The 12,468-nt window shown below is 38.1% G+C and carries 10 protein-coding genes, 1 tRNA gene and 1 pseudogene; 8 read left to right on the forward strand and 4 right to left on the reverse strand.

The annotated features are described in order from the left end of the window. Nucleotides 1-76: 76 nt before the first annotated feature. The 3 genes and pseudogenes from ACFIK4_RS05245 (at nucleotide 77) to ACFIK4_RS05255 (ending at nucleotide 2,709) form a co-directional block, all read left to right on the forward strand. Nucleotides 77-295 carry a hypothetical protein gene (locus tag ACFIK4_RS05245; protein WP_375675302.1) on the forward strand — a complete coding sequence of 73 codons (219 nt, stop codon included), beginning with the start codon at nucleotides 77-79 and terminating at the stop codon, nucleotides 293-295. Nucleotides 296-975: 680 nt separating this feature from the next. Next, a pseudogene (locus ACFIK4_RS05250) lies at nucleotides 976-1,193 on the forward strand (lyase family protein); the annotation flags it as partial. Nucleotides 1,194-1,821: 628 nt separating this feature from the next. Next, the gene (locus ACFIK4_RS05255; RefSeq protein ID WP_375675304.1) at nucleotides 1,822-2,709 is read left to right on the forward strand and encodes an outer membrane protein; all 888 of its coding nucleotides are present in this window, start codon (nucleotides 1,822-1,824) and stop codon (nucleotides 2,707-2,709) included. Nucleotides 2,710-3,409: 700 nt separating this feature from the next. On the opposite strand, the gene ACFIK4_RS05260 is transcribed toward ACFIK4_RS05255, so the two are convergent. Both ACFIK4_RS05260 and ACFIK4_RS05265 read right to left on the reverse strand, forming a co-directional pair. Then, nucleotides 3,410-3,583, reverse strand: coding sequence for a hypothetical protein (locus tag ACFIK4_RS05260; protein WP_375675306.1), 174 nt, complete (start codon nucleotides 3,581-3,583; stop codon nucleotides 3,410-3,412). A 1,540-nt stretch (nucleotides 3,584-5,123) separates the two neighbouring features. Then, nucleotides 5,124-5,208: transfer RNA gene (locus tag ACFIK4_RS05265), tRNA-Leu, on the reverse strand. Between the two features lie 221 nt (nucleotides 5,209-5,429). Here ACFIK4_RS05265 and ACFIK4_RS05270 point away from each other — a divergent pair. Further along, the gene (locus ACFIK4_RS05270; protein ID WP_375675308.1) at nucleotides 5,430-6,035 is read left to right on the forward strand and encodes a YqaA family protein; all 606 of its coding nucleotides are present in this window, start codon (nucleotides 5,430-5,432) and stop codon (nucleotides 6,033-6,035) included. Between the two features lie 12 nt (nucleotides 6,036-6,047). Further along, nucleotides 6,048-6,620: a disulfide bond formation protein B gene (locus tag ACFIK4_RS05275; protein WP_375675310.1), complete on the forward strand. Its 573-nt coding sequence runs from the start codon at nucleotides 6,048-6,050 to the stop codon at nucleotides 6,618-6,620. On the opposite strand, the gene ACFIK4_RS05280 is transcribed toward ACFIK4_RS05275, so the two are convergent. Continuing rightward, entirely contained in the window at nucleotides 6,617-6,751 is a 135-nt protein-coding gene (locus tag ACFIK4_RS05280) for a hypothetical protein (protein ID WP_375621584.1), read from the reverse strand. The genes ACFIK4_RS05275 and ACFIK4_RS05280 overlap by 4 nt on opposite strands. A gap of 164 nt (nucleotides 6,752-6,915) precedes the next feature. On the opposite strand from ACFIK4_RS05280, the gene ACFIK4_RS05285 reads away from it, so the two are divergent. After that, complete coding sequence (locus tag ACFIK4_RS05285) at nucleotides 6,916-7,440, forward strand: type II toxin-antitoxin system PemK/MazF family toxin (RefSeq protein ID WP_273790913.1); 525 nt, start codon at nucleotides 6,916-6,918, stop codon at nucleotides 7,438-7,440. 1,562 nt (nucleotides 7,441-9,002) lie between these two features. Here the strand turns inward: ACFIK4_RS05285 and ACFIK4_RS05290 are convergent. After that, entirely contained in the window at nucleotides 9,003-9,647 is a 645-nt protein-coding gene (locus tag ACFIK4_RS05290) for a hypothetical protein (protein ID WP_375675312.1), read from the reverse strand. 1,331 nt (nucleotides 9,648-10,978) lie between these two features. Here ACFIK4_RS05290 and ACFIK4_RS05295 point away from each other — a divergent pair. Continuing rightward, nucleotides 10,979-11,788 carry a VIT1/CCC1 transporter family protein gene (locus tag ACFIK4_RS05295; RefSeq protein WP_375675314.1) on the forward strand — a complete coding sequence of 270 codons (810 nt, stop codon included), beginning with the start codon at nucleotides 10,979-10,981 and terminating at the stop codon, nucleotides 11,786-11,788. Nucleotides 11,789-12,047: 259 nt separating this feature from the next. Continuing rightward, nucleotides 12,048-12,468: dUTP diphosphatase (dut, locus tag ACFIK4_RS05300; RefSeq protein ID WP_375675316.1), on the forward strand; the 421-nt coding region annotated here is incomplete at its 3' end.

Genomic DNA, 12,468 nt, shown 5'->3' on the forward strand with positions numbered 1-12,468 from the left:
GGGTGTAAACACCCCGATGATGACCGATAACAATTACCCACAGCGTTCATTTTAGGCTCTGAGCCGCATTTATGCTATGGGTGGTTTTGTTGCTTATATTGTACTTAAAAGGCACAACGGTTTTGGAAAGGCATGGATAGTCATAGCTCAACACCCAATGGCTATACTGGCAGAAAGTGATTTAAATGGATATGACCTTAAGGTGTTTTTCATTCTAGCTTCGCGTTTTGATTTTGAAAATCTATTAGCTATCAACCAATTTGAAAATCTATTAGCTATCAACCAAACAGAATGAGCGCAAAAAAATCGGTATTATCGGTATTAATAGACATAATTTCAATCGAAGTATAAAAAGATTAATGAATTCATCGTAGTTACGCTTTACAATGTTATCATTATTGATAACATTGGGTAGATAACTCTTATCTCAATGAGATAATGTGTTTATTTATAATGATAATCTAGCGTTATCCATATTGAACGAGAATCCTAAATACCGTAAGATTTTCTCATTTTAAATCGGTCCCATGTTGCATCAATCAAAATCACTGACTTGCACATCACAAACGCAATGAATGTATGAATAGAAATTGTATCCGATAAGAACTACAAACGCCTCTAATGAACCACCTAAAGTGCCAAGGACTGTCACAACGGACAAAGGGGCCTCCTGTCACAACATTGTGGAGAGGACTGTCACAACACCCCACGAACTGGCAAATATAGTAATGGTACCGGCGTGCTCCTTTATGAAGCGTAAAAGAGATGCTCAATAGATTTATTATTATACCATTCACAATCGCTGTCATGAAATGGGTTTAGGAACATTGAGAAATGTCTCTTTTATGAAGCGTGAAGATGGGAGTGCTCAATAGATTTATTATTATATCATTCACAATCGCTGTCATGAAATGGGTTTAGGAACATTGAAAAATGTCTCTTTTATGAAGCGTGAAGATGGGGGTGCTCAATAGAGGAACAGCTGTTGGAACAAAATTCAATGCACCGAAAGGTTTTGACCTTTGCTGAAACAATCAGCTCTCTAACGGGGATATCCTTGACAGCTCGCAAGAAATTGGAGGCATTTGCCCATTATAGCGCCCTCACCCATTTCCACAAAAACCTGAATGGCACGCGCTAATCTCTTTAAAATCGCCAACGACTTTCAGTTTTTAGGCTCTCATCCACGTTCCTGCTTTAAGTGAACGGAACGGAGAGTTTATCCGTTTTACATGGCGCATAAGAAACCTCATGAGACTTGAGATTCTCGCACTTTACTCCTTCTTATTCTTCGTATTCCATTCAATCAATCAAAACTATTCGCTTAGATTATTATAAGCAAAAGTGGCATATAGATAAAAAAGAAATAAAGTCGCCCATCCCCTCGAGTGCTCAAAAGGCTACCGCAATACAAAGCTATGCAATATCAAAAACGAGCAACGAATATGACGGTGCCAATATGCATTTTTACGATAAATTGAATATTTAAGCACATTGGTGTCAATCATAATGGATAATACATTTAATAACAAAAAGTGTTTTAATGTATATAAAGTAATATTTTTTTAACAAATAGAAAGCTTGTTTACTATACTATAATTTTTTCTAAAACACAGAGAACACTGAAGGCGTATAAAAAAATACTGAAAAATCAATATAAACGCGGGATAATAGCATGAAAACAAGTTTCAAGAACGCTTAAATATGGATAATTATAGAGTTTTTGAATGTTTTAGTTTTCATAATGATATTAAATATAGATTTTTTTAACCAATTTGTATATAATACGATTTGTATCTGAAATAAATTGGGGACGTTTTTATGAAAACAAAATGTTTAGTTGCACTATCTATTTTCACCTTCATTACCGCTTCAACAGCGCAAGCAGCAGATACAGTAATCTTTAAGCAATCAGAACCGAAGGTTTCATTGCAAGATGTTTCGTCATCACGTATTTCACCGGTTACTGTTTCTGCGCCTTTTTCTTGGTCTGGTTTTTATTTTGGAGGACAAATTGGATATTTTTCCAATAAAAATACTCTAAATTATGCACAAGAAGCTAGGGACGGAAAGTGGGCTTGGGTTGATAGAGATTTATCACCGAAACTATCAGGATTGAGAGCAGGTTTGTATGCAGGTTCTAATATTGATCTGGGAGATCTTGTTTTCAGTTTTGATACCGATATGGTCTGGTCTGGGAGGAAAAGCACCCAAACAGACAATGGAAAGAAAATTCTAGATGAATCAAACTCCATTAACATTGCCTTTAAAAAAGCTGGGATTCCTATCATAAAACCTGCAGCTCAGGATGAAACGATATCCAACTATGGTGACATTGTTGTTAGCAGTGTAACATTGAAAGAAACGTGGTCTGGTGCCACGCGCGCGCGCATAGGTTTTGCTTCCCATCGTCTTATGCCTTATATTGCAGGGGGTATAGCCTATAGACAGATGCAATATATCATGTCACTTTTATCAAAATCGCAAGAAGATTCGACAATTTTTGCTTCTGGCAATGTGTTAGATGAGACAAAAACAATGTTTGGTTACACTGTTGGTGGTGGTTTTGATCTTGCAATGACAGATAATATCATTATGCGGACAGAATATCGTTATTCAGATTTTTTTAAAAAGAAATTTGCAAACGATAACCTTAAAATCTCTTCTCAAACGCATGATGTTCGCTTTGGTATCGCTTATAAATTCTAAGTTTTTTAGAAAAGTTGAACGATTAAAAAACCCTGTTAAAAACGGGGTTTTTTAATGCCCCTTTGCACTAAAAAGACGTAGATTCTAAAAACCAGTACTAAACTTTAAACAAATAGTCACGAAACAATAAAGCCTCTCCCTCTCTTAAAGCAAATTTCTATCCTCTCAGCCTTTCATGTAATGCCTTTGGAATATAAAAGCTTTACCATCATACCACTGGGCGCCATCGTAAAATAAATGAGAGCCGTTATTTAAGAGATATTTCTTTAAAATAAATATGGATATTGTGCATCAATTGCAGTTTTATAAGATGATGTTGACTTGGCCTCCCCGCTCTTAAAGGATAAAGATTCTAAACACCCATTTTTAAACACCCATTTTTAAACACCATGTCCGTTTATAAAAGCACAAAAACCCTTGGAGACTCTTGGGGGATATTGGGGGATATTGGGCGGGCTTCTTTGGGCTCCTCCTCATGGAATGCCCTTAAATCTCAAGCAAGACAAACACTGAAGAATATCCAACACACACCGAAAAAAATACTGTAACGTTTCAAGGAAGTATGCCCTATATGACCACACTTCAAACGACAGTATTTTACCGCTATTGTATGCCAGAGTGGAGAGAGGATATTGCGGTTCTCTGTTTATGTAATTTCTATAACGAGAAGACAGCTTCATTTAGGGAGAACATGAAGTTGTCAAGGTAAAAACCAATTTCCAATCTTACCATTTCCCTCTGCTTTACGACTTTCAAAAGCCTCTAAAGCACTATTTTTTAAGCCTCTAAAGCTCCTGTCTTTTAAAGAGTGGAGATTACGCACTACCCCATGTTTTTGTTTCTCACATATCTTTTTGGCGATCACGCCCCTCATGTCATACGACAACGCTTCAAACCAAACACACTCAAATTCAAGACACTTTGGTTGCCAATTCACATGCGTGTTTTAAAGAAACAGCTCTCAAAACCCTCAAGCCCATTTTGCGAAAGCACCTACAAGAATATAAAATCTATAAAGCCTCTAAAGCACTATTTTTTAAGCCTCTAAAGCTCCTGTCTTTTAAAGAGTGGAGATTACGCACTACCCCATGCTTTTGTTGCTCACATATCTTTTTGGCGATCACGCCCCTCATGTCATACGACAACGCTTCAAACCAAACACACTCAAATTCAAGACACTTTGGTTGCCAATTCACATGCGTGTTTTAAAGAAACAGCTCTCAAAACCCTCAAGCCCATTTTGCGAAAGCACCTACAAGAATATAAAATCTATAAAGCCTCTAAAGCACTATTTTTTAAGCCTCTAAAGCTCCTGTCTTTTAAAGAGTGGAGATTACGCACTACCCCATGCTTTTGTTGCTCACATATCTTTTTGGCGATCACGCCCCTCATGTCATACGACAACGCTTCAAACCAAACACACTCAAATTCAAGACACTTTGGTTGCCAATTCACATGCGTGTTTTAAAGAAACAGCTCTCAAAACCCTCAAGCCCATTTTGCGAAAGCACCTACAAGAATATAAAATCTATAAAGCCTCTAAAGCACTATTTTTTAAGCCTCTAAAGCTCCTGTCTTTTAAAGAGTGGAGATTACGCACTACCCCATGCTTTTGTTGCTCACATATCTTTTTGGCGATCACGCCCCTCATGTCATACGACAACGCTTCAAACCAAACACACTCAAATTCAAGACACTTTGGTTGCCAATTCACATGCGTGTTTTAAAGAAACAGCTCTCAAAACCCTCAAGCCCATTTTGCGAAAGCACCTACAAGAATATAAAATCTATAAAGCCTCTAAAGCACTATTTTTTTAAACCTCTAAAACTCTGCCTTTTAAAGAGTGGAGATTACGCACTACCCCATGTTTTTGTTGCTCACATATCTTTTTGGCGATCACGCCCCTCATGTCATACGACAACGCTTCAAACCAAACACACTCAAATTCAAGACACTTGGATTGCCAATTCACATGCGTGTTTTAAAGAAACAGCTCTCAAAACCCTCAAGCCCATTTTGCGACAGCACCTACAAGAATATAAAATCTATAGAGCACCATCTCTACACTTCATAAAAGTGCAAGCAGGCACCCCCATCCATCATATACTTTACCTCCAATGATGCCCTTGAAACAGCATAAGAGGCATTTTTATTCATTTTTTGTAAAATTTCACTCCACGCGAGCTCATCTAGCTTGCAACGTACGAGCGACATGATTTTGGTTGATTTACTATAAGCAGACTTGAAATGAGAGAATCCTACGGTATTCGAGGTTTTTCATTCAACATGCAAAACATTGAACACGGTCTATAAATCCCCCCATGTTTTATAAATCCCCCCATGTTTTATAAATCCCATGTTCTATAAAACAACGTGATGCGCCATAACAGGATCAAGGGAAATATTTATGAAGTGGTGCGGGTGGTCGGACTCGAACCGACACTCCTCTCGGAACCAGATTTTGAGTCTGGCGCGTCTACCAGTTCCACCACACCCGCACACTGCTATAAAAGACAGGACTATAAAAGACAGACTTGTCGATTATTCCTTTGCACTATATGAAGAAGAACAGATTCGTCAACAGAAGACTTCTCATTTTTTAAGAATTCATATCATTTTCTTATCTATTTTATGAAATACTTTCTTTATTGGATTTCTCTACCGGATTTATAGCAATCTCATTTGTAAAGTCTTTACCTCTTAAACTTATAAAAGCCTCATGATATTAAACAAATTAAAGCTTTGGACGATTTCTTTAGCAAATCGGCGTACAGCACCACACTGGCTTGGTTTCATTGCCTTTATTGAAAGTTCTGTTTTTCCAATTCCCATAGATGTTTTATATATTCCGATGCTTCTTATCCATCAAAAGCGGGTTTATCGCTATGCTTTGATTGCAACAATCTGTTCTGTATTAGGAGGCATTGCCGGTTGGTTTATCGGACATTTTGCCTATGATACCCTTGCCAAACCCATTTTAGAAATTTATGGTAAGGTTGAAAGTTTTGAATCTCTGAAAAATAGTGCAACCCTGCAATTTCTAATCATTTTACTGATAACATCAGGTTTTTTTCATCTTCCCCCCATCAAGATTGTCACAATTTTGGCCGGTGTAATGAGTGTACGTCTTGAACTTTTCATGCTTATTTGTATTTTTTCTAGAGGCGCTCGTTTTTATTTTCTCGCGTGGCTGATTAAACATTTTGGACAAAAAGCAATGAATTTTCTAGTACAGCATTTCAAATGGATTGTTCTCATTGGTTGTGTTAGCCTCCTTTTAATTTATGGGATTTTCATAGCTTTTTTAAACAGGAAGCTTTTATAAGGAACAGACTTAATGGCATGCGTTTTGTCTTCTCACCCACTTTTACACAAGCACCTTCATCTTGAACCCAGCAGAAAAGAACAAAGTTTATGGGCTTTTTTTCTCGCTTTTTGCTTGTCTGCCACAATAGGGATTGCCCTTGGTTTTGAACATTTCGGAGGGTATCTTCCTTGCGATTTATGTCTCATAGAGCGTTTCCCCTATTATGGTGCCATACCATTTTTGCTCTTAGCAGGTTTTGGGGCATATTTTTTTCGCATAACTGCTTGGGTACAACTTTTATTTTTGTGTGTTTTTGTCTTAATGTGCATCAGCCTTGTTTTAGCCATTTATCATGCGGGTGTTGAATATGGCTTTTGGGAAGCTCCCCTCAGCTGTGGTTTAAGCGCAGTCAGAAAAACCTCAGACATTAACCAGCTGCTCAGCCAATTAAACAACATTCATCCCCCTTCTTGTTCTGAAGCATCCGCACGCTTTCTTTTTCTCTCATTTGCCGGTTGGAATGTCGTCTCAAGCCTATTTTTCTCCCTTATAAGCCTCTATATTACTTCAAAAGGGCTCCTTTCAATCCATAAAAAACTCTAACCATAAAATAGAAACGAAACCGCGTGCACTCGTTCTCTCCAATCGCTTTCCCCTACCAACAACCCTCCAGTCACCAATCCCCACCCAGAACCACCCACCGCCAAACCAACCCACCCACACCAACGAGTCACCAACATCCCTCCTCTAGCGTTGTACTCAAAAGACAAAAATAAGCAGATACATCCATTTTATGGTTTCACCTCTCTGTACTTATAAGCAACATTTTGATAAAAACTCGTGATAGAAAAGCCGTAAAATAATAAGTGAGGGGACCAATAAATATAAATGGTCTGCTATGGCTGAAGATAAGAACACAGAGCCTTCTACCCTATCACCTATTTCCTTAGATATAACCAAACTTGAAGAACCATGTGTTATGATGGAACATGATCATAATGCATGGCGTGAGCATATAAAAGAAAGGGATTTAAATGCGCCTTACGAAAAACCACCTCATATAAAACCACGAATCAAATCGGCACCACGCATCAGACAAGTTTTTTGGTGTGATTTTCCTCATGATTCGATACTCCCTGAATTTTGGAAAAAGCGGCCTGTTTTAGTGCTTTCTAAGAATGCAAAATTATATGGAAATGTGACAGTTTTACCTTTTTCAACGAAATCACAACCCAATAATCCCGCTGCGTATCCAATACAATCTCCTATAGAGAATAAAAAAGCGTGGATTATCTGCAATTATGTCACAACAGTTTCTGTAAGTCGTTTAAGTTGCTCACGTACCGTTCCAAGATTATCCTGCGAAGATTTTCATAAAGTTGTAGCTCTGATGCTCAAATATTTACCGCATTTACAGTATTGACTTTTGAGAAAAATAAGTGTACCTATATCAGCATACACGGCATCAGTAATGGTGGCCGCTTCCCCGCAAGGGGAGATAGGAACGAAGGAGTGGGAAACCGCTCCTTTCGTCATTTTTGGTATTTTTTTGAAAACTGCCATTTTTTGCAACCTTCCCTAGAACATATCCAACATTCATTCTCCACCGTTGTTGTTTTGAAATATCTGCGATTTGGGGTAAGCAGAAGACAATATCCACACCTTGGATCCGGTAAAGTTTCCCATGGAGATTACCGAGATATTGTACATACTTATCATTTCATTGCACAAAAAATCGTGCTGCCGTTGCTTAAACTTTATATGATTTTCCGCAATGGGAATATCTTTCCAAGATTGAAAAAAGCTTCGCTTTATATGACCACACCTCAAACGATCGTATTTGACAAAATAACAAAGAAAATTCTCTAATAAACCAGAAATCAACACCCAACCGATTTCTATCTCTTCACCAATAACAATTGTTTATTGCCCTAACCGCATTATTTCACCTGTCACACGACCCAACATAGCTTTTACAGATAGATTTTCTTCCCCTTTTCCGAGAAACGATCTATGCTATTTTGGGATTTACTGCTAAATTGCGTATGCTTGCACTTTGAATACCTTTCTCTCACCATATAAAAGGTAGATAAAAAAATAATTTCGTTTATCAGCTTTATTTTAAAGACATACCTATTTTTTACAGGATACGTTTTCCTTTCTATCAGCCCTATCGCATTTAATACACTTGTCGTTTCTAAACATGAACAACCAAGCATCACAATGAAGCAATAGACACCCATCACTTTCATGGGCACTTGCATTGACAAGAGATAAACAAGAGCATTAATCACCACACACGGAGCAAAAATCTATAGCGACTACGCCATAGACTTTCGCCACGCACGGGTTATTCTTAAAGCATATTTATGATGAGATAATCATTTATGACATTCTTTTTGTTACACCACAGAACGGGTTTTGCTAACCAGTTTTATTATTGTGCAAATTTTTCAAGAGAAATCCTCACTCGCTCATAGATGACAAGATTTCTTTATGGAGAGAACGTATGGCGCTCAGTTTTGACCTTTTCCATAACAAGGATAAGTTCAAACTTTAACCAACACGACAATACACCTACTCTAAACGATTTATGTACCACCTCATTCGCAACACATTGCCAAATATCCGTACATTTCCTCGAAAAATTTTCACACTTTTACGCATAGTAAAAAAAAGATTAACTTTAATCATGTTGCACTCCATTTCAGTTGATTTGGATTTTAAAAATGACCAAAAAATCAAACAAAAATAGAGAGGTAAGTTACGAAAACTACAGGGTAAATTTTACTGCCGCAAAATGTCTATTTCCCCCGCCTGAACAGTCAGAGGAACACTATAAAAATTATTTTCATTGAAAAACAATTACTTATAATCTAGGGAAGAAAAGTAAAAATCTCCCCCAGAAAAAGAGTTTATCTTCAAAATTATCAAAAAAAGCAGCGCAATTTTAGTGATCTTTTTATTTTTTTTCTTTTGATAAAATTAATTGGCAGGTGTCTTAGGCGCCCCTCCGGTAGGTTCCCAATTCGCAACAGCCGCTAATTCCTCAATGAGCTTCTCTCTTGGTAAATTATTATCATCCACCAACTTGTACTGAACGGCATGTTCACTAAGCCACTTTATAAGCGTTCCTTTAACAGTTTTACCACCCTCAGCCTCACTCACCGCTTCCCATGCTGCAACAATAGCAGCAAGCTTTGGAGCATAACGTGGATGCGTTGGATCTTGAAACGCATAATATTTCTGATCCTTAGTCTCAGCAGAATCATCCTCAGGGAAAAAAAATGGAGGGTACAGACCACGCGATGAAAGCCATTCTTTTAAATCATCAACGCGAACATATGAGGAATCTGCATCTATAAAATCCGAAAAATTATAGTACGACCATTCTATCTCTAATCGATTGCTTTTTCCCGCTTGAACGATAGCATGATAGGCTGCACGGAAATTAGCAGTTTTCTCTGATGATACGGAAAGGTTATCTTCGTAAATATCACTTTTTTCTGGTTCTAATTTGTTGACAAACAAATACTTTCCTGGATTTAATCCAACTATTAAAAGCGCTGCCTGCAGTATTGTTAGTTTTTCAGAAAGCCGCCAAAATTTCAAACTATCACTATTTTCCATATATGCTCCCTTTTTTTCTGCACAATTTCGCTCTTTTTTAAAAACATCAAAAACGTTTGTTAACGCGTAGAGATTATGCACTTTTCACATTTCAACTCATCCCATACTTTAAATAAAAACACAGCACCCACACTCCTCCTTGTGATATACAAGAAAATGATTTGAATTGATTTAAGATAAGAAGTTTTGAAGTGAGAGGAATCCTACTGAATTTTGGGCTTTCATACAAGATATCAGGCAAGTTACAAGGCGATAAATGCCCCTTCATAAAGCATAAATTTTTATGCGTGATCAAACAATTTGATATGATAATATCTCTCTCATTTATACACTCCCACCCTTAAACCTGCCCCTGCAATTACAGCACAAAAGATAATTCGTTACACGCTAACAAATCCACCTAAATGCAAAAGCTGTAACAACGCTAAAATGCGCGTAAATATTATAAGAATACTGTCTTACACCTCCACAAGCAGAATGAGTGGCGTAAAACTGTACAATAAAATGCCATGCCTATAATGAACCGTGCTAAAGACTGTCGCAACACTGGGAGCTAAGGTGTATGATGATGCAAGCTTGCTCTTTATGAAGTAACAAGCCAGCACCATCTATTTGCCAGCCCCCAATGTTGTGACAGCCCTTGGCTCTTAAGACGGCTCATAAGAGCCATTTTTAGTCCTTTCTTCTATAGTTTTTACCCACACACCAACCCCGCTTGTAGTGTGCAAGCAAGTAATTTTGATTGATTTAAGATAAACAGATTTGAAATGAGAGAATCCCACGTTATTCGGGAGGCTAATTCAATATGAATAACGCTAGATTATCATTATAAATCAATATCTTTTATGCAGCGTAAAGATAAGAAGGCTCAATGGAGTGTATATTATTGTATGAAGGCTTTACTGTTTTACTCTTTTATACTCTTCACGGACGCCCTCATGAAAGAGACTTTTGTCCCTTGAAAAAGTCTCTTTTAAAGAATTATCTCAAATTCCAAAGATTGTTATCGTCTTTTGAACCCGTCAAATGAATGATCGTGCCCGCTTATTTCCATATATTCACAATACATTAGAATGCTCCATTGAAAACGTCCCATAATAAAGCATATTTTCTCTCAATGCTTTCACGCCCCCCTCTCGACCCCACTTAATAAATCTCCCACTTAATAAATCTTCCTGTACTTGAATTTATTTGCCAGCTTTACTTTCATAGCACCCCAGCATTTTTTTACTGCAACCTTTTTGCAATTTTTCAGTTTTGAACTTTTAGATTGACTTTCGGTTTATTTTTCTTATGTTTTAGAATTATTCTAAAGTGCAAAGGAACAGAAAATGTTGAAATTGTTTTTTTCATTTGTACAACGTAAAGCTCTGTCCTTTCGTTCAGCACAAAACGTGATACTTAAAGCGCTCAAATTAAAAGAGCAACATGCGGCGCTCTATTTAAAATATGCAAAAGCTCTAGAACCTTATTCCTCTAAGGAAGCCGCGGTTTTTACCGCTATGGGGCTTCAAGAGCTTAAAAATTATAAGCAACTTTTGTGCCTTTCTTGTCATAATCGTGCAAACACTATCGGTTCATTATGTGACAAAACTTCTCTTGTGAAAGAAAAGAGCCGCCATCCCTCCCAAAAAACAACAGCGGCAAATCACACCATAAAAAAACCTTCAAAAACGCAAAGACAAACACTTTTGACTTGGATTCAACCAGGTCTTGCAGGATTAATGGATGGCTCTGTCTCTACCCTTGCCCCCATTTTTGCCGCAGCTTTTGCCACGGGAGACACGCATCAAACTTTTTTGATAGGGCTCTCAGCTTCAATTGGTGCGGGACTTTCAATGGGTTTTACAGAAGCAGCCCATGATGACGGCAAATTATCAGGGCGTGGTTCGCCATTAAAAAGAGGTCTTGCCAGCGGCATCATGACAACATTAGGAGGACTAGGTCATACTCTTCCCTATTTGATCAACTCTTTTTATGTAGCGACAATTATTGCTTTTATCATTGTTTTTTTCGAACTAGGCGCCATCGTCTGGATTCAGAACAAATTCATGTCCACTCCCTTTTGGCGCGCCTCTTTACAGGTCATCATTGGGGGTGCTCTGGTTTTTGCCACGGGTATTCTTATCGGTAGTATCTAAAAAATCTTATCTGTAACCATAATTTAGATCTCAAATAAGCGCATGCCCCTAGGCATAAGCCATCCTTGATGATGCCATTATTGAAAAATGCCATTGATAATGTTAGGTGGTGTTGTGGAATATTTTAGGTCAGCCAAAGATGATAAGCAAGCTCTGGGGACAACCTATATCCACACACCTTTATCGACTTGGTTTTATAGATATCTTTTGTTAAAGTATCATTTTCTTCTAGACCTCATATTTTGGAAATGCCTCGATCATGTCGCACACTGAAACCAACGCCCCTCTAAACAATCATCCTGTCTCTTCTCAACCTTCACATGCCCAGACTTTATTTGTTCAGCGTCTTGCACACGGACAAGGTTTAGAACTTCCTTGCTACGCGACAGCGGGTTCTGCTGGCCTTGATCTACGCGCCGCCATTGGAGAAGAAGAAACGCTTGTTCTTAGCCCTGGGCAGCGTGCTCTTATTCCAACAGGTCTCATTTTTCATTTATCCCTTGGGTTTGAAGCACAAATACGTCCACGCTCTGGCTTAGCCTTAAAACACGGCATCACATGCCTCAACACTCCAGGAACGATTGATAGTGACTACCGTGGTGAAGTCAAAGTCCTTCTTATCAATTTAGGCCAAGAAGACTTTTCAATCCAACGGGGCATGCGCATTGCCCAAACAGTCA

This window comes from Bartonella sp. AP9QHHD (genome assembly GCF_042195625.1).
Classification (GTDB): Bacteria; Pseudomonadota; Alphaproteobacteria; order Rhizobiales; family Rhizobiaceae; genus Bartonella.

Bases quoted from the DNA above. Each gene is read 5' to 3' on its own strand.
- ACFIK4_RS05295 (WP_375675314.1), top strand. From the start codon at position 10,979: ATGTTGAAATTGTTTTTTTCATTTGTACAACGTAAAGCTCTGTCCTTT.
- ACFIK4_RS05270 (WP_375675308.1), top strand. From the start codon at position 5,430: ATGATATTAAACAAATTAAAGCTTTGGACGATTTCTTTAGCAAATCGG.
- ACFIK4_RS05285 (WP_273790913.1), top strand. From the start codon at position 6,916: ATGGCTGAAGATAAGAACACAGAGCCTTCTACCCTATCACCTATTTCC.
- ACFIK4_RS05275 (WP_375675310.1), top strand. From the start codon at position 6,048: ATGGCATGCGTTTTGTCTTCTCACCCACTTTTACACAAGCACCTTCAT.
- ACFIK4_RS05245 (WP_375675302.1), top strand. From the start codon at position 77: ATGGGTGGTTTTGTTGCTTATATTGTACTTAAAAGGCACAACGGTTTT.
- ACFIK4_RS05260 (WP_375675306.1), bottom strand. From the start codon at position 3,583: ATGAGGGGCGTGATCGCCAAAAAGATATGTGAGAAACAAAAACATGGG.
- ACFIK4_RS05255 (WP_375675304.1), top strand. From the start codon at position 1,822: ATGAAAACAAAATGTTTAGTTGCACTATCTATTTTCACCTTCATTACC.
- ACFIK4_RS05290 (WP_375675312.1), bottom strand. From the start codon at position 9,647: ATGGAAAATAGTGATAGTTTGAAATTTTGGCGGCTTTCTGAAAAACTA.